The organism is Neorhizobium sp. P1_A6, assembly GCF_056406795.1.
Map to the genome: position 1 here is coordinate 439,545 of NZ_JBFTZM010000002.1, position 22,198 is coordinate 461,742.

The 22,198-nt window shown below is 59.8% G+C and carries 19 protein-coding genes; 2 read left to right on the forward strand and 17 right to left on the reverse strand.

The window, feature by feature from the left end; translation table 11 throughout:
* Nucleotides 1-33: 33 nt before the first annotated feature.
* The 4 genes from AC1D3C_RS06225 to AC1D3C_RS06240 are packed head-to-tail and all read right to left on the reverse strand — an operon-like array spanning nucleotide 34 to nucleotide 2,625.
* Complete coding sequence (locus AC1D3C_RS06225; protein ID WP_477482254.1) at nucleotides 34-684, reverse strand: amino acid ABC transporter permease; 651 nt, start codon at nucleotides 682-684, stop codon at nucleotides 34-36.
* Nucleotides 685-693: 9 nt separating this feature from the next.
* The gene (locus AC1D3C_RS06230; RefSeq protein ID WP_477482255.1) at nucleotides 694-1,362 is read right to left on the reverse strand and encodes an amino acid ABC transporter permease; all 669 of its coding nucleotides are present in this window, start codon (nucleotides 1,360-1,362) and stop codon (nucleotides 694-696) included.
* Nucleotides 1,363-1,372: 10 nt separating this feature from the next.
* The gene (locus tag AC1D3C_RS06235) at nucleotides 1,373-2,113 is read right to left on the reverse strand and encodes an amino acid ABC transporter ATP-binding protein (protein ID WP_040125767.1); all 741 of its coding nucleotides are present in this window, start codon (nucleotides 2,111-2,113) and stop codon (nucleotides 1,373-1,375) included.
* A 38-nt stretch (nucleotides 2,114-2,151) separates the two neighbouring features.
* Nucleotides 2,152-2,625: a RidA family protein gene (locus tag AC1D3C_RS06240; RefSeq protein WP_040124690.1), complete on the reverse strand. Its 474-nt coding sequence runs from the start codon at nucleotides 2,623-2,625 to the stop codon at nucleotides 2,152-2,154.
* A 449-nt stretch (nucleotides 2,626-3,074) separates the two neighbouring features.
* Here AC1D3C_RS06240 and AC1D3C_RS06245 point away from each other — a divergent pair, with 449 nt between their 5' ends.
* Complete coding sequence (locus AC1D3C_RS06245) at nucleotides 3,075-3,827, forward strand: FadR/GntR family transcriptional regulator (RefSeq protein WP_477482256.1); 753 nt, start codon at nucleotides 3,075-3,077, stop codon at nucleotides 3,825-3,827.
* A 409-nt stretch (nucleotides 3,828-4,236) separates the two neighbouring features.
* Complete coding sequence (locus AC1D3C_RS06250) at nucleotides 4,237-5,139, forward strand: MurR/RpiR family transcriptional regulator (RefSeq protein WP_040124687.1); 903 nt, start codon at nucleotides 4,237-4,239, stop codon at nucleotides 5,137-5,139.
* Between the two features lie 21 nt (nucleotides 5,140-5,160).
* Here AC1D3C_RS06250 and AC1D3C_RS06255 read toward each other — a convergent pair whose 3' ends face one another.
* The 13 genes from AC1D3C_RS06255 to AC1D3C_RS06315 all read right to left on the reverse strand — a co-directional run bounded on the left by AC1D3C_RS06255 (nucleotide 5,161) and on the right by AC1D3C_RS06315 (nucleotide 22,192).
* A complete protein-coding gene (locus AC1D3C_RS06255) occupies nucleotides 5,161-5,877 on the reverse strand; it encodes an aspartate/glutamate racemase family protein (protein ID WP_477482257.1) in 717 nt (238 codons plus the stop codon).
* 30 nt (nucleotides 5,878-5,907) lie between these two features.
* On the reverse strand, nucleotides 5,908-6,813 hold the full coding sequence (locus AC1D3C_RS06260) for an ABC transporter substrate-binding protein (RefSeq protein ID WP_477482258.1): 906 nt from the start codon (nucleotides 6,811-6,813) through the stop codon (nucleotides 5,908-5,910).
* A 5-nt stretch (nucleotides 6,814-6,818) separates the two neighbouring features.
* Nucleotides 6,819-7,979 carry an ABC transporter ATP-binding protein gene (locus AC1D3C_RS06265; protein WP_477482259.1) on the reverse strand — a complete coding sequence of 387 codons (1,161 nt, stop codon included), beginning with the start codon at nucleotides 7,977-7,979 and terminating at the stop codon, nucleotides 6,819-6,821.
* A 3-nt stretch (nucleotides 7,980-7,982) separates the two neighbouring features.
* On the reverse strand, nucleotides 7,983-8,819 hold the full coding sequence (locus AC1D3C_RS06270) for a carbohydrate ABC transporter permease (protein ID WP_247137034.1): 837 nt from the start codon (nucleotides 8,817-8,819) through the stop codon (nucleotides 7,983-7,985).
* Nucleotides 8,816-9,721 carry a carbohydrate ABC transporter permease gene (locus tag AC1D3C_RS06275; protein WP_477482260.1) on the reverse strand — a complete coding sequence of 302 codons (906 nt, stop codon included), beginning with the start codon at nucleotides 9,719-9,721 and terminating at the stop codon, nucleotides 8,816-8,818. Before AC1D3C_RS06275 ends, AC1D3C_RS06270 begins: the two co-directional genes overlap by 4 nt.
* A 28-nt stretch (nucleotides 9,722-9,749) precedes the next feature.
* Nucleotides 9,750-11,009, reverse strand: coding sequence for an ABC transporter substrate-binding protein (locus AC1D3C_RS06280; protein ID WP_477482261.1), 1,260 nt, complete (start codon nucleotides 11,007-11,009; stop codon nucleotides 9,750-9,752).
* 74 nt (nucleotides 11,010-11,083) lie between these two features.
* A complete protein-coding gene (locus tag AC1D3C_RS06285; RefSeq protein ID WP_477482262.1) occupies nucleotides 11,084-12,520 on the reverse strand; it encodes a M24 family metallopeptidase in 1,437 nt (478 codons plus the stop codon).
* A gap of 588 nt (nucleotides 12,521-13,108) precedes the next feature.
* Entirely contained in the window at nucleotides 13,109-15,076 is a 1,968-nt protein-coding gene (fhuB, locus tag AC1D3C_RS06290) for a Fe(3+)-hydroxamate ABC transporter permease FhuB (RefSeq protein WP_477482263.1), read from the reverse strand.
* Complete coding sequence (locus AC1D3C_RS06295) at nucleotides 15,073-15,951, reverse strand: ABC transporter substrate-binding protein (RefSeq protein ID WP_477482264.1); 879 nt, start codon at nucleotides 15,949-15,951, stop codon at nucleotides 15,073-15,075. Before AC1D3C_RS06295 ends, fhuB begins: the two co-directional genes overlap by 4 nt.
* Nucleotides 15,952-15,964: 13 nt before the next feature.
* Nucleotides 15,965-16,777: an ABC transporter ATP-binding protein gene (locus AC1D3C_RS06300; protein WP_477482265.1), complete on the reverse strand. Its 813-nt coding sequence runs from the start codon at nucleotides 16,775-16,777 to the stop codon at nucleotides 15,965-15,967.
* 51 nt (nucleotides 16,778-16,828) lie between these two features.
* Nucleotides 16,829-17,728 carry an alpha/beta hydrolase gene (locus AC1D3C_RS06305; RefSeq protein WP_477482266.1) on the reverse strand — a complete coding sequence of 300 codons (900 nt, stop codon included), beginning with the start codon at nucleotides 17,726-17,728 and terminating at the stop codon, nucleotides 16,829-16,831.
* 18 nt (nucleotides 17,729-17,746) lie between these two features.
* Nucleotides 17,747-19,867: a TonB-dependent siderophore receptor gene (locus AC1D3C_RS06310; protein ID WP_477482267.1), complete on the reverse strand. Its 2,121-nt coding sequence runs from the start codon at nucleotides 19,865-19,867 to the stop codon at nucleotides 17,747-17,749.
* Between the two features lie 603 nt (nucleotides 19,868-20,470).
* Nucleotides 20,471-22,192, reverse strand: a complete 1,722-nt coding sequence (locus AC1D3C_RS06315; RefSeq protein WP_477482268.1) for a M28 family peptidase — start codon at nucleotides 22,190-22,192, stop codon at nucleotides 20,471-20,473.
* Nucleotides 22,193-22,198: the final 6 nt, after the last annotated feature.

Sequence of the window (22,198 nt, forward strand, 5' to 3'; positions counted from 1 at the left end):
ACCTCTGGTTGGTTTCTTGGCATGCGTTTTGTCTTACCGCGCGGCGTTGAGGCGCCGCTCGATCCGGGCACTGCAGTAGGTCAGTGGTACGCAGAGAAAGAAGTAGACGAGTGCGACCGCCCCGTAGACCTGCAGCGGCTGAAACGTGATGTTCGACATCAACTGACCGGAGCGGGTCAGCTCTGTGAGACCGAGCAGCGCGGCAAGTGCCGTGCCCTTGATCAGGTTGACGAGGAAGCTGATGGTGGCCGGCAGGCCGATGCGCAAGGCCTGGGGCAGCACGACATCGACCATGCGATGCCTGTAGCCGATGCCCAGTGCGCGTGCCGCCTCGCTCTGTCCATCGGGAACGGCCTGGATGCTGCCGCGCCAGATTTCGCCGAGGAACGCGCTGGTGTGAAGCGACAGGCCGATCGTCAGCGCCACCCAGACATCCACTTTGAAGCCCAAAAGTGGCAGGCCGAAATAGACGAAGAACAGCTGAACCAGCAATGGCGTGCCCTGAAATATCTGGATGTACGTCGCTATGAAGATGCGCAACGGTTTCCATTTGCTGGTGCGTCCAAGCGCAACAGCCAGACCCAGCGCTCCGCCGACGGCGAAGGCAAGAAGCGAAAGGACAACTGTCCAACGTGCGCCTTCAAGCAGAAAGAGGAATTCATTCCAGCCAAATTGACGGATCATCGGACTGCCTCAATTTGCCGGATAGGAAAAATAGACCCGGCCGATGGTGCCGAGGGTGACGGAAACGAACTGGGACAACAGGAGGTAGATGACGCCGAGCGTGAGATAGATCTCGAAGCTTCGGAATGTCTGGGCATCCAGCGTCTGTGCAAAATAGGTAAGCTCTTCCGCCGAGACCGACGAAACCAGACTTGAGTTCAGCATCATCAGGATGAACTGGCTGCAGAGAGCCGGATAGACGGCCCGGATGGCCGGCCGGAGGACGATGAACCGATAGATATCAGCCGTATGCATCCCAAGCGCCCTGCCCGCCTCGACCTGTCCTGGACGGATGGACTGCACACCGCCGCGCACGATCTCCGCCGCGTAGGCGGCGCAATTCAGCGTCATGGCCAGGATTGCCGCCTGTTCGCCGCTGAGCCGGATGCCAATTGCGGGCATGCCGAAAAAGACAAACAACACCTGCACGAGGATAGGCGTGTTGCGGATCAGCTCGATGTAGCCAATCGCAATCGTGCGCAGCGTTGGCAGCTTGCTCATGCGCATCATCATGAAGAAAATGCCGAGCGACAATCCGAACACCATTGAGAGAGACGACATTCTCAACGTACCGATCATGCCTTCCAGCAGCGTTGGCCACGCAGCAAAAACGGGTGCGAAGTCGAAAGTGTAATTCATCAGCCCCTCCTCAATGGTTGAGGATCTGGCTGAGGAACGTTCTGGTTCGCTCGTGAGCCGGATTGCTGAAGAATACGTCGGGTTTGGCGCTCTCTATGATTTCGCCACGGTCCATGAAGATGACGCGGTGGGCGACTGCCCGTGCAAACCCCATCTCGTGGGTTACACAGATCATCGTGATGCCGTCGTCAGCAAGCGAGATCATCGTGTCGAGCACTTCCTTGACCATCTCAGGGTCGAGCGCTGAAGTCGGTTCGTCGAACAGCATGATCTTGGGGTCCATGCAGAGCGCCCGCGCGATTGCCACGCGCTGCTGCTGACCACCGGAAAGCTGAGCCGGATATTTCTGTGCCTGTTCAGCAATGTGCACGCGCTCGAGATGACGCATCGCCTTTTCCTTTGCGTCAGTCACCGAAGCCTTGCGCACCCGGCGCTGCGCCAGCATGCAGTTTTCCAGGACGGTTAGATGCGGAAACAGGTTGAACTGCTGGAACACCATGCCGACATCGCGGCGAATATGGTCGGCATTGCTGCCCTTCTGGCTCAGCTCCGTGCCATTGACGGCAATGCTTCCCTCCTGGATTTCCTCCAGGTGATTGATACAGCGGATAAGGGTCGATTTGCCGGAACCTGAAGGTCCACACAGAACGATATGCTCGCCGCGACCAACTTCAAGGTTGATCCCCTTCAAGACCTGAAGATGACCATACCATTTGTTGACGCCCGTCATGGCTATGGCTTTTTCCGACATGCTGGTCCCGTTCATGGCCAGTTCCCCTTTATTTGATGTCAGGCTTTCGGTGCGACTTCGAAAATGGCGTCGACTTCTACGGAAGATCCGCGCGGCAACGAGCCCGCACCAATCGCGGTGCGAACGTGGCGTCCCTTGTCTCCAAAGATCTCCACGAGAAGGTCGGAAGCGCCGTCGATGACGGCTGGATGGCCCCCGAAATCCGGCGGCGCATTAACGAAACCACGCAATTGAGCGCAGGCAATGACCCGGTCCAGATCGCCATCCAGCGCGGCATTCGCTCTGGCAACGATGTTGAGCGCGCAAAGGCGAGCGGCCTTGTATGCGTCCTCGGGCGAAATGTCCTGACCAACCACGCCGACATAATGCTCGACACCATCGATCCGCGGGATCTGGCCCGATACGAAAAGAAGGCTCCCGACGAGCCTGTAAGGAATGTAATTTCCTGAAGCCGGGGCAATCGCAGGCAAAACGATACCGAGCTCCGAGAGACGTGCGACGACGACACCCATAGCAGTTTTCCGTTATTGTAAGGCGCGCCGATGCGCGAACCAGGTTCCCGGGACCGTTCATCAGAAGCCATAAGCGTCGAATGTCGATCCACTTTTCTGATGATGAAGATTGACGAAATAGTATCTCATGTCAAGATAGAATTCAGAGGTACTATCTCTTGAGCCAACGGTTTCCTACATGCTACTTTTTAGAAGCTTTTACAAGATATTAGCCAACTTAAGACGACCACTTCTCTGGTAGTGGCATTAAAATTTCGACCCGTTTCCCGCAATTTTTTTTGAGGCCAGCCGCTGATTTGCGCCCAGTGGAACTTCTCTATGTCAAGTGTGCGCACACTAAGGCAATAAATCAGTGGTGGGTAGTAGCATCACCTCGGGATGAAGTGATAACTTGCGTCAAACCCTGAAGTCATTCAGCGGGGCGCGACTTAGGCAAAGGGAAACAGGTTTTGGACACTTTAACGGGCCGAACAATAAAGGCACTTAAAGCTCACATCGGCAGCAACCAGTTCGAAAGCGGTACCAAGCTCGGATCGCTCGCGGAATTGTCGGAGCAGTTCGGCGTCAGCAGGACCGTCATTCGAGAAGCAGTGTCCGCCTTGCGGTCCGACGGCACTGTCGAGTCGCGACATGGTGTCGGGGTGTTCGTTCGCAACAGACCCAGCCCCGATATCGAAGATGCCAACTCGTTGGATGCAAGCCTCGCGCTTGCTCCCCTGGCTCGCCTGCAGACGTCATTCATGGATCTGCTGGAGCTCAGAATGGCTTTCGAGGTGCATGCTGCCGGGTTGGCGGCGGTTCGGCGATCCTGGGCTCAGGAATCCAATATCTGGAACGCCGCTCGCGAGTTCGAAGCCTCACTTGAAGACGAAGCTGCGCTTGATCATCTCGACTTCGTCTTTCATCGGTCAATCGCAGAAGCGACGAACAATGGTGCTTTCATCGAGTTCTTCAGCCTTATGAGCCTGCAGATTCTCCCGCAACCGGCTTTCTCCAAGCAGCTCAATCCTGCGCTCATAACTCTAGACTATATCCAGAATACTGTGGTCGAACATCGGGCAATCTGCGAGGCAATTAGCTCAGGCAGTGCGGAACGGGCGCGCGAGGCGATGAGAATTCATCTTAGCCGTAGCCATCTACGGTATCGCGGTTTTTCGGACGACGCTGCCTCGCCCCTGAGCAATGTGGCGCCCAAAGACTAGCCCACCTCGCCGTACTATGCTCTTGATGGGATTTGAACCATCGGCACGTCTTACGGTCTGATTATGTGGCGTAGGTCCACTTCTGTCCCACTCAGAGGCATGTTGTCGGAAAGTGGTTTGCAAGTGGGTTCTATTTCGGTGGGTCGATGACCGTCATGCTGATGCTCCCAACTTGCGTGAATCGGACTGGTTTCGAATTCGTCTGGGCAATGGACCAACAGTTCTTAGTCATGTCCATCGTGGGCAAGAGCTTTTCGAGAAGGCGGCCCTATCCCGCTCCAGGATGCGACTGGAGCTCGAATTCTTCAGATTCGTGGGATCAAACAGTTCCCTTACTTCCATCCGCTTGTGCAAGAGGTCTGGACCGGCCTAACGTCCGCTTCAATCGTATGCAGACGAAGGGTGCCCCGTGAGTCCGTCCCGCAAATCGACCGCCCAGCAACAGCCGCGCTCCCTCGAGGCACGCATCTACGCGATCTATTCCACGCTCTCGCCCGCCGAAAAGCGGCTCGCCGACATCCTGCTGCAATACCAGATGGACCTGCCGAGCTATACGGCGGGCGAGCTTGCGGAAAAGGCGCAGGTGTCGAAAGCGACGGCGGCACGGCTGATCCGTTCGCTCGGTTATGCGACCTATCCCGATGCCAAGCGGCAGATCCGAGCCGACCAGCACTGGGGATCGCCCCGGGCAGGCCTGGAGGACCCCGATCGCGCGCCGTCAGGCAAGGTCACCCTTTCCAGCACGGTCCAGATGGACCTCGACAATATTCGAACCACCGCCGAAAGCCTGTCCGAAACTACGCTGAGCGAGGTAAGCCAGGCGATCGTCGGCGCCCGCCGCCTGTGGATCATGGGCCTGCGCAGCGGCTACGGCCTGGCGCTGCAGGCGGCGCATTATTTCACGCTGATGAAGAGCGACGTGCAGGTGATCCCCGCCGGCGGGGGGAGCTATTCGCATGAGATCGCCTCCATCGCGAAGGGCGACGTGCTGCTCGTCATCGCATTCCGCCGGCGCCCCAGGCTGCTGCCGACGATCATCAAGGAGGCGCGCGCCGCAGGGGCGATAACTGTGCTGATCACCGATCTCAGCGCCGCGGCAAGCGCCAAGGCCGCCAATCATGTGCTGCGATGCCGCTGCCAATCACCGTCGCCCTTCAATTCCTTCGTCGCCGCCGTCACCATCATCAATTATCTCGCCTGGAGCGTATCGACGGCGATGGGCGAGGCGAGCCTTGCCCGATTTGAAAAGATCGACCGGCTGGTGAAACTGCTCGACGACGTATCGACCCCCCAGACCAGTATCGGCCGGTAGGCCGCTAAGGCGCGACATTGGTCAGGAAAATTTTTCGAGCACGTGCAGACGCGTCGGCGATGCCCAGACACCGGATTTGGATGTAGTCAGGCCACACCTGACGAGCGTCTCGGCAAGACCGACGGCCGCCGAGACGCCATCAACCACCGGAATGCCGTGCGCGCGCTGCAGGTCGAGCGCAAATTCCGCCATGCCGGCACAGCCGAGCGAAACGCCCTCGGCACCCAGCTCGATTCCCCGGCGAATACAATCCGAGATCCGCTCGAACGCGCCGCTTTGCGGCTTTTCGAGTTCAAGCACCGGAATGTCGGTCGCAAAGACCCGGCGGCAGCGGTGGCCGAAACCATAGCGGTGGACATTGTCCTCGATGACCGGCGCCGAGCGGGAAAGCGTCGTCACCACGCAGAAGCTGTGCGCGACAAGGCTGACCGCATGGAACGAAGCCTCGCCAATCCCGATCACGGGTTTTGTCGCAATCGCTCTTGCCGCATCCAGCCCGGTATCGTCGAAACATGCTATGATATGGGCATCGGCGCCATCGCGTTCCGCGGCAACGATTTCCTTCAGCAGGCCGGGCACCGAAAGCGCCCCGTCAAAGGGACCTTCGATCGCTTCCGGCCCGGTTGTGGGTTGCCGGCCGACGATCTCGGTGTCACGGCCGGCAACGGCGCGCGCCGCAGCCGTGATGCGCTGCGTCATCGACGCAGTCGTGTTGGGATTGATGACGGCAATACGCATCGTCTTGGATACTCCAGGGATCAAGTTGGGTCAGGCGGCCGTGAAGGCTGCCGTCGGGCGCGTGTCGATAAGATCGCCATAAGCGATCGGCGCCTCGGTAAGATGGCCGTCGGCAATACCCTGCTGCCAGCGGGCATAGGCGTTCGGATCGATCCGTGGCGTCGTCCACATGCCATTGGCCCGATAGATATTGGCTAGCCCCACAAGCAGGTCCGGCGAGAGTTTCGGGAACGTCTTTGCCAGGAACTCGCGGTACCCCTCGGCATCATGGGCCAGGATCCACGCCATGCCGCGGCCGAGCGCCCTTGAGAACCGGGTCTGGGTGTCCAGCCGCGCATCGTCGCTCTCGCCTTCGGCGTAATAGACGCTCCACGGCACGTTGTCGCCCGTGATGGGGAGCTCGGCAACGACATGGACGGCGGTCTTCGATGCGAGCGTGACGGCGGACGGGTAATCGATCACCAGATAGTCGCCCATTCCCCCCACGAAGAGATCGGACAGCATCTTGCCGTCGAGATCCTGGACGAAATTGACCGTCAGCGGATCGACACCGTTTTCGCGCAGCAAAAGCTTGGTGAACAGGCCGACGCTGGCGCCATTGCTGCCCTTCATCGAAATCGTTTTGCCAGGCACGGCCTGCCAGTCGAAATCCCCGGGGTGTTCGCGGCCGAGGATGGCCAGGGGCGCGCGGGCCGCGATCTGCGCGAACGGCGTATAACGTTTGCCGCGGCCATGGAACATCGACGGGACCCAGATGCCGCCAAGCGCGGCGTCCGCCATGGCCGAGCCGATGTCGCTGAGCACCAGGTCCCAGGGAGATGGAACGCTTGCGGTGACGCCGAGCCCCTCCTCCTGAAAGAACCCCTGCCAGACCGCGACATATTCGGGAAGATAGTTGAGGCTGTGCCCGGTCGCCGAGACGTGGAAGTTCTGCATGATGTTCACTCCTGGTCCAGGAAAATGCGATCGCCGTTGTCGATGTCGAACCACAGGACATCGTCCGCCTGATAATCCAGCGAACACAGTTCACCGATCTTGATCTTCGGGTTGCCCGAGACCCGGACGAAAACGAGGTCGTGTTCCAGCAATCGCTGGTCCTTGTTCTCCTCGCCGGTCATCAGGCGGCAACCGATCACCGTCTCCGCACCGAGGCGCTCGACGACAGCCACCTGGGCCGGCAGCCGCCCTTCCCCGGCCGGATGAATGGAAAGTTTTTCGGGCCTGACGCCGAATGTCAGCTCCCGTCTCGTGGGCAACGGCGCTGCGTGATCGACCGCAAGCTTGCCCGAAAGCTTAAGAGCGTTGTTTCTGACCGAAGCCGGGATGAGGTTCATCGGGGGCGACCCCACGAAACGCGCGACAAAGGTGTTGGCGGGATGATCGTAGATCTCGTCCGGCGTATCGACCTGCTGGACGATGCCCTTGTTCATCACGATGATGCGCGTCGCCATGGTCATGGCCTCGACCTGGTCGTGCGTCACGTAGACGAAGGTCTTGCCGACCTTGTGATGCAGAGCCGAGATTTCCGAACGCATCTGCGTGCGCAGCTTGGCATCCAGGTTGGAAAGCGGCTCGTCGAGCAGGTAGAGGGCCGGGTTGCGCACCAGCGCGCGGGCGAGCGCGACGCGCTGCCGCTGACCGCCCGACAGGCTCGCCGGGCGCCTGTCGAGCAGAGGCTCGAGCTCCAGCTGACGGGCGATGCTGAGCGTCCGCTCGGCGATATCCGCCCGCTTCATCAGCCTGTGGCGGGCGACGATGTTGACGATCGGCAGATGATACCACTTGCGAAACGCATCCATGACCAGCGGAAACGCGATATTCTCGCGAACGGTCATATGCGGATAGAGCGCATAGGTCTGGAAGACGAAGGCGACGCCGCGCTGTTTCGGCTCCCAATCGTTGGCGACGGACCCGTCGAACAGCAGGTCCCCGGAGGTAATCTCGCTGAGGCCCGCGATCATGCGCAGGAGCGTCGATTTTCCGCAGCCGGAGGGGCCGAGCAGGACCAGGAATTCGCCGTCATGGATGTCGGCGCTGAAGGCGTCGATCACCGTGTGATCGCCGAAGGCCTTGGAGACTTTGTTGAACGTTAAAGCGGGCATGGATTATCCCTTTACGGCGCCAGCCGTCAGACCGGCCACGATCTTGCGCTGGATAAGAAGAAAAAAGACAATGGCAGGAAGGCTGAACACCAGGGCCGCGCCAAGCACGGCGGACATCGGCGTTTCATACTGGCCGACGAAGGAGGCGAGCCCGACGCTTGCCGGCCACAAGGAATTGTCCATCAGGAAGGTCGAGGCGAACAGGAACTCGTTCCAGCCGGCAAAGAAGGCCACCACGGCCGCCGCCGCGATGCTCGGCATGATCAGCGGCAGAATGATCATGGTGAGCACGCTGAATCGCGGGCAATTGTCGATGATCGCGGACTCCTCGATCTCGTAGGGCACCGCATCCATCGCGCCCTTCAGGACGAAACACGCGACGGGCAGCGAGAAGCCGACATTGGCGAGGATCAGACCCGTCAGGCTGTTCAACAGGCCGAAGGTGATGAACATCGCATAGAGCGGCACCAGGATCAGTGCTTCGGGAACGACCTGGGTCATGAACAGCAGAAAGCCGACCAGGCCACGCCCATGGAACTTGAAACGGCTGAGCGCATAGCCGGCAAGCGCGCCGAGTGTCAGGCTCAGAATGGTGCCGCCTGAGGCAATCAGCAGCGTGTTGAACAGCCAGCGGCCGATCGGAACATTGCCGAGCTCGGTTACCAGATCCGGCAAATGCTGCAGCTGCGGCCAGGCGACCTGGCCGGTTCCGTAAAGCTGGGAATTGACGTTGAGCGCGGTGGCTGCCATCCAGTAGACCGGGAAGCCGGCGAGCACGACCAGAACTCCGATCAGCGTATATCGCAGCGCCTTCACGGCGAGTTTTCGGGGTGTCATCATCGCGACATCCTTTTCATGCGGCGTTGTTCGGCAGTGTAGTGGACGGCTGCCACCATCAGCGCCAGTGCGAGACCGACCGCGCCGTAAGCGCTGGCCATTCCCAGTTCATGGCCTTCGAACGCGGTCTGGCGGAGCTTGACGACGAGGGTGCTTGTCGAACCGAGCGGGCCGCCCCCGGTCAAAAGGTAGATGATGTCGAAGCGACGAATGGACCAGACGGCAACCAGAAGGGCTGCGAGCTGGATCGAGGGACGGATATGCGGCAGCGTCACTGCTCGGAAGGTGCTGATCCCATCGGCGCCATCGATCCTGGCGGCTTCGCGCACCTCCTGCGGCACCGATTGGAGGGCTGCCAGCACAACCAGCATCACAAATGGTGCGACCTGCCAGACGGTGACGGCAAGAACCGAGCCGAGCGCATAGTCCGTGCTGGTCAGCCACGAGAAACGGCCGATGCCGAGGAGCTCGGTCATGCGATTGAAGACGCCTGACCGTTCGTTATACATCCACAACCAGATCAGCGAGGCCGCCACCCCGGGCACGGCCCAGCCGAACAGCAGGATTGCCCGGACAACTGCGCGCCCCTTGAAGGGACGATCGATGGCAAGTGCGGCCACAACGCCGAGAGCGACGCCGATAAGGACGGTCAGGACCGTATAAACCAAGGTTGCTTTCAGGGAGACATAGAAGGCTGGATCTTCGATCAGCCGTTCATAATTGCCGAGGCCGATGAACCGGCCTCGGTTGGGATTGACGATCCGGGTGTTGGTCAGGCTCATGTACATCTGCCGCGACAGCGGCCAGAACATGAAGACCACCAAATAGATCATGGGCGGAAGGATGAAGGCATAGGGCAACAATTTGACCAGGCCGCTCCTGTTTTTCAGGCCATTCGCGCTCACATCAGTCTCCCTTCTTGATGCGACGGTCTCAGAACTGCTTGTCGATGGCCGACTGAGCTTCGGCGAGCGCCGTCTTCGGATCGGCATTCGCAAGGATGACCTTTTCGACGGCCTGCATCACGAAACGCATGATTTGTGCCGTTTCGACTTCATATCCCTTGATCAGCGTGCTGCGGGAGGTTTCCGCGAGCTTGACGAAGGTCGGCGCCCAAGGGTTGGCCTTAGAGTAGGTGTCGCTGACAGGCACGTCGGTTGCAAGCGCATCCGGACCTGATGCGTCACGCAGAGCCTGCTGGCCAACCGGGCCGACCAGCCACTTGACGAAGGCGATCGCTTCCTTCTGATGCTTGCCGTGCGAGCTCACGCCGACGAAGATCTGCTGATGCGCGCCGGGGTTCTTGAACGGCATCGGAGCGGCATAAAGATCGCCGGACTGAAGGGCGCCGCCGGAGGCGATATTGAGCGTGCCGCCGGAATTGTCGATCGAGAAGGCCGCGTGTTTTTCCTTAAAGCGCGTGCGCTGCGTCGGAAAACTGTCGCCGATCGGCATGATGCCGGCGTCGTAAGTCTTCTTGAAAGCCGTGATGGCGGCGACGGCTTCCGGCGTATTGATCGTCAGCTTGCCGTTTGCATCGACCCAGTTGACGCCGTAGCCGTAGGCCCAGCTCTGGAAATCCATGAACCAGCCCGAAAAGTCGTTGATCTGGTGGCGGGCGGTAAAGCCGATGACGCCCGGAGTTGCAGCTGATGCAGCCTTGGCGGAGGCGATGAGTTCATCCACCGTCGCCGGCACCTCCGCATTGGCGGCATCGATCAGCGGCTTGTTATAGATCAGGGCGTAAACGGCGCGCTGCCAGGCGACGCCCAGGCGCTTGCCGTCGATCACCCCGTTTTCATTGCTCTTGTTCAGCTTGGCTGCGTCGGCCGCAGCCGAGAGATCGACGAGGAAGCCTGCATCTGCAATCGCGTAGAACAGGCCTTCCTGCATCATCGCTACATCCGGCCCCTGGCCTGCACCCATTTCCGTCGTCAGCTTGTCGGCGAATTCTGCGGACGGAATGGCTTCCTGCTCGAGCGTGACGTTCGGATTGGTTTCCTGGTATTTGGTGACCGCTGCCCAGAGGTTCTTGCCGCGCAACGCATCAAGCCATTGGGAATTGGCCAGTTTCAGCGTGACCTTCTCGCCCGATTGCGCATGAGTTTCACCTGCACCGAGCCCGACGGTCAATGCAAGCGCCGCAAGGGCTGCCGTAGCCAACAGCTTTCGGCGACGAATCCTATCAAACATGTCTGTTCTCCATCTGGGTTTCTTATTTGGCGGTTTCTTATTGGCATTTTGGCATTCACAGATCAGGCAGTGCGTCAGGCGACCGCTTTCACACGATGCACTGCAAGCGGCGTATGGTGGCTGAGATTTTCGCCCCCTGTATCGGTGACGAGATAGCAGTCTCCGACGTTGCAGCCGGCGACTTCGGGCTCGAGCCATTGCGAGTGCAGGACAAAGGTCATGCCTTCTTCGAGCTTGTCGTGGTTGTTCGATTGGATGTTGTAATTGTTGAACTTCACCATCGAAACCGAATGTCCGACATTGGGATTGTGAGGACCTGATGTCGCCGGATAGACATGCATCAGCTTGCGGCCCTGCCGCTCCCAATCTTCATCCACGACATGCTTTCGCGGGATCAGGCGCGGCTTGCCGTCGTCTTCGGACACCCAGTTGTAAGGCATTGTCCGGCTGTCATGGGATGAAAGGTAGCCGCGGGCGATGTAGGGTTCGAAGGAAGCGTTGGCGAGGTCGGAAATGATCGCGCCGGGCCTGATCAGCGCCGCCGCTTTCTGAACACCTTCGGTGCACATCTGCAGCACGTCTTCCTGCTTGTCGGTAATGTCGCCGACCGCGATCATGCGGGCGATCTGGGCCGTATAGCCCTGATAGATCACCGCCGAAATATAGAGATTGATGATGTCGCCGTTGCGCACCACGTGGCCGTAAGGCTTGCCGCAATGGGTGCCGTATTGGTTGATGCCGATCTGATAGCCGTCACCGCTCTCACCGCCTCGCGCCATCTGGGCATAGGTGAAGGCGGCGTAGATTTCATAGTCGGTCACTCCCGGCTTTACGACATGGTATGCGGCCTCTATGCCGATACTAGCCAGCTGTGCCGCGGCCCGCACCACCGCCTGCTCACGCTTCGAGCGCACCTTCTGCATGCGATCGATGATCGAGCTTGCCTGCACGACCGAACTCTTCGGCAGACGTTTGCCGAGGCCGTTCCAGTAACCGGCCGAGGTCGCATCGCCGATCAGGCCGATCTGAGCCGACCCGAAGCCCTCACGCTCCAGGAAGGAGCCCACGGCTTCGACGACCTTGTCGACGGTCCTGCCCGGGCGATTATAGGTTTCGCGCCCCCAGGTACCGACCTGCCAGATGTCGTCGACCAACACCGCCTCGCCGGCCGGCGGCAGCAGGACGGAACTGCTGAAGATGGAAAACAGCGTCAGCGGCTTGTCTTCGTCGGTCGGGACCACCAGCACGCCCTCGCGTGCCCAGTCGCACATGTAGCGAAGGTACGAGTTGGAAACGCGGTACGAGCCGATGGAATCGGCATGGACAAGCATGACGTCATGCCCCGCGACGGTCGCCTCGCGCCTGATGCGGCGCAGCCTGTCCACGAATTCGCTTTCCGGGAGCGGACCGACCGGCTCGAACTCGAAGCTCGGGCTAAAACCGTCCAGCAGGCGCTCGAAACGCACATCACCGTGCTGAAATGGGTGGTTAGGACGAGTTTGGGCGATCATAGGGCGTCTCATTTAGCAGATACTGATGAGACTAGATTATATCTGAAAATTAATTTGCATAGCCCGGCGAATGTTCATTTGTCGAGCGAACTGCTGTAAAAACAGGCATTTGAAAAAATGGCGCAGATTTCCGCTCGAAATGATTCAACCGGGAACGTTGGATGCGTTCCATTTCTCATTGGTAATCGGGAAGTTAAACGACCTTCTGGCTTGAGACGAGGGAAAAAAAAAGCACCTCTACTCATGGAAAATCGGCACCCGCGGTTGGTACGGGCGCCTATAGTTTGGCCACGCGCCAGATCGCTTTCCGCGTAAGCAAGACAGGGAGTGTGAAAAAAAAGTTTCTCCTACCTGAGTGGCCCCTAGGTAGCAGCAGTCAAGGTCAGGATAAAATTCACGATGCGCCAGCACTCATATAGCTGTAGGTCTTGAACGGAACCGAACCGTAGACCCGATAGATTAAGCACCAGGGGGTTCACCTCTACCAAGTCGATTGGCGGGACTTTTCCCGGAAGCCCGACCGCCTTAGATGGCTCGCCGACAAGTCCGTTAAAAGGCTTGCGCGCCCGCCGATCGCGGGAAATAGTTCTAGCGCCTCCTGCTCAACAAAAACATCAAGCAAGGAGCGCCTATGAGGGCTGACACGAGCCCGGCCGGGATCTGGTAGGGCGCTACGATGGTACGGCCGACGAAATCTGCCGCAACCATGAGTCCGCCGCCGATCAGCGCAGCGCCGATCATCTGTGGAAGGGCGCGCGTCAAGCCGGCCTCCCGCGCAAGATGTGGCCCCATGAGTCCCACGAAGGATAGCGGGCCAACCGTCAACGTTGCGGCTGCGGTCATAAGTCCAGAAAGCCCAAACAGCGCCAGCCTTGATCTGGCCAACGGTATGCCGACCGCAGCCGAAGGGGCAGCTCCGAGTGGCAGGATGTCCAGCCAACGGCGCGCTGCCAGAGCAACGGCAATCAGTGCGGCTGCTATTGCTGCTTCCGCCGTGGCTATCGTGCCGTCGACCAGATAGGTCGAGCCGCTCATCCATCGCATGAGCAGGACTGCCCTTGGATCTCCCGTCGAACTCAAGACGCCGACAATTGCATCGACCATCGCACTGAGCGCGATGCCGGCCAACAAGACCCGTTCCGGCGCGAAGGTGGAGCGCCGTGAACTCAGAAGAATGACCGTGAGAACCGAGATGGCGCCGCCGACCGCAAAGGCAAACTGGCCGGAAAACCCCGGTGCGATGGCAAAAAGCGCGATAGCAACGCCGAAGGTAGCGCCGGCGCTGATCCCGAGAACTTCGGGGCTTGCCATCTCGTTGCCGGTCAATCTCTGGAGGATCGAACCCGCGACGGCAAGCATCGCGCCGGATGCGAGCGCAGCAAAGACCTTCGGGGCGCGGATCGCAAGGATCTCATCAAGGAATTCGCCGGAAAGGACAGTCCAGCCGCCGCCAGGCCCACGTCCGACAAAAAGGCCGACAATCACGAGAACCAGAACACTTACGGCAGCAATGGCGACGGGGACTTTTGTGTTCCATGTGGGCGGGTGCCGCCGCGCCGCCGGCTGCTGCATCCTGTGCCGGATCTTTAATCGCGGCAGTAGCGCCAGGAGCAGCGGCGAACCGAAGATGGCAGTGACTGCACCAGTCGGCAGGAAATCGCCAAAGCCGCCCGCCGCGAGTTGGAGCACGGAGTCGGCAAGAAAGAGCAGTCCGGCGCCGATCAACGGAGACCAGAAGATCAACTGGACCGGCCGACGCGCTCCGGAGAGCCGCGCGAGCGTCGGTGCGACCAGCCCGATGAAGCCTATGACGCCGACAGCACTGGTGACGAAGGCGGCAAGCGCCACCGCACAGGCGACGACCACGATGCGAAGGCGAGCGAGCCTCACTCCGAGCGCGGCCGAACTGCTCTCCCCCAGATCGAGCAGCGACAGCGGCCTGATCACCAGCGCGCAGGTGATGGCGACGGTGCCCACTTTCCAGATGAGCGACAGGGGAATGACCCAGCTCTGCTGCGCCAACGAACCAGCCCCCCAGATGAACAGGCTCGCCAGGTAGCGCTGGTTCAGGTAGGTCAGGATAGCCGCCAGGCCCCCGCACCAGAGGCTCAGCACAAGGCCCGAGAGGACAAGCGAATAGGGTGAGAAGCCGCGTCGCGCGCCAAAGCCAACGACGATCGCAGCGGCGGCACTGCTCCCGAGAAGAGCGACAATGTCGCGGCCGGCCCCAAGCAGGCTGGGAATAAAAAGCGAGACGACAACCAGTGCGAGATTGGCTCCGGCTGACACGCCGAGCGTCGTCGGATCGGCCAGCGGGTTTCGTAGGACCTGCTGGAACAAGGCACCGGACAATGCGAGCGCGGCACCGGCAACCAATGCCGTGGCTAGCCGTGGCAACGTCGAATAATAGAGCATCATGCGCTGGATGTCGGTGCCCTGCCCGGCCGATCCTGAGAGCACCGGTCCTGCGAGAAGCCAGAATGCCATGCAACCGGCGCAGAGCAGGACGAAAGATACGAGCGCCGGCCCGAGATTTTCGCGGCGAATTGTCTTCATGCGTCTTGTTCCAGAACGTCGGTCACCAGGCCGGCGAAACGCATAGCCTCGTTGACCATGCCGAACATCAGTGCCGGCGGAACCACTGACAGGTGGCCCGGCCGGGAAAACGGAAGCGCCTGCCACAATGGACTGTCGACGAGCTTCGGCAACACGTCGGGCGGAACGGGGTCGAAGGCGATCAGCCGGGCGTCCGGATCGGTGATAACGGACAATTCTTCGATGCCAATAGTCTCAAAGCCCCAATAGTTCGATTGCCGCGTCCAGGCATTACGTACGCCAATACGCTCGAGCGCATTGTGAAACAGGCCAGGGGCTGAATAGACGCGAGCGTGGCGGGCATCCATAAAGCTCACCAGCACAACTGGCGGAACAGTCCGGCCGGCAAGCCGTCGGCGGCATCTGTCAAAGAATGCGTCCGATCGCGCCAGGAAAAGCTCCGCGTCGCTTTCACGGCCGAGTTCGGCAGCCAGTTTGCGCGTCGCTACCATTGCCGCCGGGAGGATCGGGCCAGTGTCGGGCGTGAAGATCTCAAGCCGCAAAATCTTCGCAATCGGCTGGAGCCTGGGCAAAAGCTCGTCGAGATAAGGCGTCGTCAGAATAATGTCCGGCTTCAGCTGTATCAGGACCTCGAAATCGACTTCATTAGAACTCCCGATATCGACGACCGATTGCGGCATCGCGGGCTCGACGACCCATTTGCCCCAGTCGGCAAGGTCGGATATTCCGACTGGAGGCAATCCAAGCGACAGGAGCGTGGACGACAGCCCGTAGTCGAGGCTGACCACCCGTTGCCTGGCGACTTCGGCCCACAATGGCTTCGGCATCGACACGGCCGCGGCATAGTGCAGAAGTGAACGCCTTGAAATCTTCATCCCCGAACAGGTCTCAGCGGGCATAGGCAAGCGGATGCAAAAGGTGCGGAACCGAAATCACATCCATATCGATCCCGTAAATGGTATGGAGCGTCTCAGGCACCACAATTTCGTCCGGCGTGCCGCTTGCAACGACCCGTCCGCCTTTCAGCGCATGGATCCGATCGCAAAAGCGTGCGGCCATGTTGATATCATGAAGAACGATCACGATGCTCCGGCCGCCTTCGCGGGCCAGTCGCTGCACGAGAGACAACACTTCGATCTGGTGCGCGATATCCAGCGCCGCGGTCGGCTCGTCGAGCAGCAGGCACCGGGCGTCCTGAGCGATCAGCATGGCGATCCACGCACGCTGCCGCTCCCCACCGGATAGTGTGCCTACAACACGATCGGCAAAGGTCTCGATATGCGTGGCTGCTATGGCGGCCTCGACTTTTGCCTTGTCGGCATCGGAGAAACGGCCAAGCGCGCCGTGCCACGGATAGCGGCCGCAACCGACGAGTTCGCGGATCGTCATGTCTGAGCCTGTACCCAAATCCTGCGGCAAATAGGCAACCGAGCGCGCGAAGTCACGGCCGTGATAATGCGCGAGGTTGCGGCCACCGTAGGCAACCGATCCGGCGGTCGGTGTGAGTTGCCGTGCCAGGATTTTCAGGAGACTGGATTTGCCTGAACCATTGTGGCCAACGAGGGCCACCACCTCACCTGCCGGGAAATCGAGACTGACCTCTGACAGGATCGTGTTCCCGTCGATGGAAAGACCGACCTTGTCGACAGCAAAGGCATCCGTCGTTTCGGGAGCGTCCTGCGCTAGCTGAGCCGAGACCACGTTACCTCCTAAGCCAATACTGAAATGTCGCGCCAACAGCGCAGGTGTCTGTCACACATCTTTGTCCACCACTTCGAAAGCGACGCCCACTGCGCGATTGACGGCTGGTCCGAGGACGGACATGTGGGTCTGCCCTGCAAAAAGCTCGAACTGCGTGCGAATGCCGTCCTCGGGACGGTTCAGTCGCTCTGCCATTTCCTGCGCCAACGCAACCGTCTGCTCGGTTTTCCTCTTCTCCAGACGAGAGGCTGCATCTTCGTTTCGGTACTGGAAAGGAGCAAGTTCATCCCCCTCGTACTCACCGGCCGACAGATGCAGGAAGGCCGCGTGACCCGCCACGCGCTGGCGGCGCACCTCATTGTTCAGGATTTCACTGCCTTCCCAATAAATGGTCGGACTGGCAGCGATCCAGTTGGCAAAAAGGACTGGACGTTCAAAAAAGGCGTAGAGAGTAAAAAGACCGCCGAAAGAATGCCCGAAAAGCGATCGCCGCGTCGCATCGAGCCGCACCATTTCGGAAAGCCGCGGAAGCAGTTGCGTCTCGATCAAGTCGAGCAATTCGCCCGTCCCGCCGATGCGGACGGCAGGGCCACCGTCAAAATAGGGCGGATAGGATTTGATCGGCGGAGGGCCCAGGTCCCACGCCCTGCGGAGTGCGTTATAGGGTTCGTCAGAGGGATAGCCGATCGCCGCGATAACGCCCCAACCGACGTTGGTTCCGGTCGGGTAAGGCGCTTGCGTTACCAGGCTGGCGACGGCAAAGGGAAAGGTTGCGTTCCCGTCGGTCATGACCAGAAGCGGCCATCCCTCGGCCGGAGGTTCGCCGGTGGGAATATAGAGGAAGATGCGATAGGGCTCGCCGCCCGCCTTTGGTGCCAGGTCAAAACAAACAGTTCCGGGCAACGGGTAGGTTTTTTCAGTCATGCTCAACTCGCTGAGATTTTCTGCCATGGCGCCAGCTTCCACCTGCTACCACTTATACTTCAGCGATCCGAGAACCGTGCGGCCTTGGCCGAAGTAGCAATAGCCGCCGTTGCAGACCTGCTCTTCGCGGTTGGCGAGGTTCGTCGCACTGACGGAGAGTGAAAGACCTTTCAGGTCCGGATTTTTTGCACCGAAGTCATAGGAAATTGCGGCGTCCAAATACACGACTCCCGCGTTCTTGCCGGTGTTGGCGTCGCTGGTGAAAGATTCGCTTGTTGCGCGGATGCCACCGCCGACGCTGAGGCCGTCGATCACGGTATCTTCAGACGCTGCATAGTTGACCCACAGCGATGCGACGTGCCGGGGTGTCGTCGTTGGCGTGTTGCCGATAATGGAGCTGTCGAGATTGTCCGTGATTTCCCCGTGAGTGTAAGTGTAGGCGGCGATCAGGCTGATGCCGTTGTCGAAAGTCTTTCGACCTTCGACCTCGAAGCCCGTGAACGTATTCTCACCCGAGTTTTCATAGATAGGGACGAGGATCGGCGTGCCGGCATATTGCGGCTTGCCGGTTTCGACCAAACGATAAACCGCCGTGCTAAGTGAGAAGTTTTCGCCATCCGGCTGATACTTGATGCCGACTTCGATCTGACGGCCTTCGGTTGGCTCCAGCACGGCCCCTGAGACAGAGAGCTCGGTCGAAGGGACGAAGGAGGTTCCGTAGCTCACATAGGGAGCGATCCCGTTGTCAAAGAGATAGAGAAGGCCGACCTGACCGGACAGAGCTCCGTCTTCCCTCTCGTCGCTTGTGCCAGCGACCTTATCTGTGGTGGTCTGATCCAGCCAATCGTAGCGCAAGCCGCCGACGAAGCGCCAGTTTCCGATCTCTGCCTGTTCCTGCGCATAAAGCCCCGTCTGACGCAGGTCGTTGCCAGTGAAGCCCGTCAGCGCTGGCGTTGGTGCGTTACCAACGTTGCCTGGCAATGTGGACCCGTAGCCGACGGCAAAATCCGAGTTTACGGCAGTGTAATCCAGTCCCGCGAGAATGGTATGGGACACATTGCCTGTTTCGAACTTGGCTTGGAGCTGGTTGTCGATCTGGTAGGCACGCATCTTGTCCGTAACCGCTGCGGTCGACCAGGGATCGGCCGGAGCGCTGAACATTGTCATCCGGTTGAGATAACGTGCCTTGAGGTCCAGATCGCTCACGCGTGCGTTCTGCCGGAAGGTCAGGCCGTTGCCAAAGTCATGTTCGAGTTTGTAGCCCAGCTGATACTGCCGAATTTTCTGATAATCGTAATCCGGGTCGCTGACGAGATAGATCTGGCCGTCGTTTTTGAAAGTCCAGGCGCTGGCTGCGGTTTCGGTATCCTGGGCCAGGCCGTAGATGGTGATTTTGGTGCTGTCGGTCGGCTCCCAGGTAAAAGACGGCTGCAGCAGGTAACGGTCGTCCTGAATATCGTAGTTGGTCTCCCCTTCCCGGACGAGACCTACGACACGGTAAAACGCATCGTTGCTCTGGCCGATCGGTCCGCCGAAATCGAAAGCGGCCTGCTTGCGGCCAACCGTCCCGTATTGGAGTTCGACTTCGTGGTGAGCTTCCTGCAGCGGCAGTTTGGAAATCTTGTTGACGATACCGGCTGCGCTCGCCGCGCCGTACATAACAGACACTGGTCCCTTCAACACCTCCACACGGTCGAGCGTGTATATTTCGGTTGTGAATGTTCCGTAGGTCATCACCGGTTGGCGCAGACCGTCGCGAAAATCACCGCTTACGGTGGTCTCGATGCCACGGATGTAAATCTGATCGAAGCGCGGGTCATAACCGAAGCCACCGGTACTCACGCCGGAGCTGTACCGGGTTGCCTGGATTATATCGGTGACGGCACGCTGCTCCATCTCCTTGCGTGTGATCACGGAAACGGAGCGCGGCGTCTCGACGAGCGGCGTGTCGGTCTTCAAGGCGGAAACCGAACGCTCGGGAACGATGGTGTCGTTGTCTTCACTGATTGTTTGAGTACCGGAGCCTCGTAAGATTATGGGTTCGAGCGTAGTCGCGTCCTGCGCAACTGCCCCAATAGGCATGATGGCTGCAGCCACGGCGCCAACGAGTACGGTGGAGCCGAGAAGATGGCAGCGGGCGTAAAACCGATTGAAAGATAACGTCATTGCCCAATCCCTTCGGCTGCAAACTGGGTGGTGATCCTGACAGATCACGGATGTGAGGGAGCAGCGAGAGAAGGTCGCTGGGCGAGATGGTTCGCCGAGCGCAGCTATAAAAGCCGAATCTTCGTCGATCAATCAAATATGAGTATCATACTCATCTTATTGAGGGGAGGGTCGCAAAATTGCAACGGACAATGGCCGACGCGAACCGGAAGGGCTGGCCATAACGTCTACATCCAACAGCTCTGCCAAACCCTCCCCTTGCACCGCCTTCGCAGGGCGGATTTCCGGCGCTGACGGTGAAATGCGCCAGGAGGGATCTAGCTGCTTTGAACGGATTGGGACCGTCGCCCATCATCTCCAGTGAAATGATGCCTTTCGATTTTTCTCGATTTTCCCGATCCTTATGACCGATCTCGGCAGAGCCTGCCCTCGGCGCTCATCCCGATCCCGGGCCGCTTGCCCAACGGGAGGACGACAACGACCGATGGGTAAAAACGAGAAGCGGAAGATAAAACTACAGGGACAAAAGGGAGCGGTTAGGGATGAACTGACCCCATAAAGTTGGACATCAACTTTATGGGGTTTTTGACTAGGTGTTGACGATCAGGCAGCGCGAACCAGCTGTTCTGCCTGACGCAGCGCCGAGATCACGCGGTTCTGGCCACGCACGAGTTGGGTCTTGGCAAAACCGAGTTTCTCAGGGCCGAGTTTGTCGAGATCGGCTGCCGTCGAGATGGCCGGCAGTTCCGGGATCGGCAGGGCCGGGTCGTGGCGGAATCGCTGCTCGCGGGTGTAGTTCAGCGGCACCAGGATGCGGGCGAGCCTTTGGACCACGTGGTTGGCGCTCTTCGCTTCGATCTTGCCGCTGTCGATCCCGGCGTAGAATGCGGCGAGTGCTTCGGCCAAGGACTCGACGGCCGTGCGACTCGGCGAAAGGTCGAAGCGGTCGCCGGCCTTCTTCTGGTAGGTGTCGACCGTGTGGAGGAACTCTCGTGCCGTCGCACGCCAGTCGAAGGGCAGGATTTTGGCGTTGGCATTGCGCAGCACGGCCAGCAGATAGACCTTGATGTCGCGCAGCATGATGTCCTTGTCGGCGATCTCAAGCGTGTCGTTTTCGGTGTGCCAGGCGATGTTGGCGCCACAGCCGCCGACCGTGTAGTAGCCCTTCTCCTCGCGGTCGCGTTCCGTCATAGTCGAGGACAGCATCAGGTAGCTCGACAGGCCGATATTGTTGAAGGAATAGTCGCCGGCGCGGTGCGGGCGCTCGGCCTCGGCTTTCTTGCCGGCCACTTCCTCGATGACGTCGGAGAGGAAAGCTTCCGTTTCGGTCATCATGCAGAGATTGATGAATTCCGTCGCCCAGCGGCAGCCGGGGCTGTCGCAATTGACCGAGGCGACGCAGTTTTCGTCGAGGTCGAGCGCAAAATTGTCGGAGAACCAGGTGGAACCGGCATAACGGCCGGTCGAATGGCCGGGCCACCAGCAGATGCGGATCGAGCGCTTCAGCTTGTCGCGGTTGGCCCAGAGAACGCGGGCGATTTCGAGCATCGTCGCGTCGCCGGTGGCATTGTCGCCAACACCGACATCCCAGCTGTCGAGATGGCCGTGCAGGAAGACGTATTTGTCCGGCTCCTCGGTGCCCTTGATGAACACTTCCGGCAGCTTCGACTTGAACCAGCCTTCTTCCATGTCCGCAAAGATGGTGACCTCCGTGCCGGTCTTGGCAAATTCGATCAGCGCATCGCCGCTCTCGCGGTTGACGGCAACGGCCGGGATCGACGGCTTGCGCGGCAGGTCGTCGAGGTCCGGCGTGCCCCAGACTGTGGTGCAGGTGCCCCAATGGATGTCGACGCCCGGATTGATGGCAATGACGCCGACTGCGCCAAGCTCGGTGAACTGCGAAACGAGACCCGGATTGGCGAAACCTTCCGAGAGAACCACTTTGCCGCGGACCCGGGCAGCGAGTTCACCGGTGCCGTCGACGGTCTTTTCGAACATGGTCGAGATCGCCTTCGGCTGCAGGCTGGCGATATAGACGATCTCGCCCTTCACGCCTTTCGATGCGTCCAGCGAATAGGACGGCGGCTTGGCGCGGAAGGTCTTATCCCCCGCTTCGACGCGGGCGAGGCCCGGCAGGCTGAGGAAGAGGTCGGCTTCGTGCATCTTGACCTCGACGCCGTGCTTGGCGAGCCTCGCGGCGACCTCGTCCATGGCCCGGTTCACATCGGTGGGATGCTCGCGCTTGTAGGTCGCAAAGCTCTCCACCAGAGCCCAGGGTTCATCCAGCGTCACCGCTCCCAGAACGGCAGATTCGATCTCGTTCATATCCGT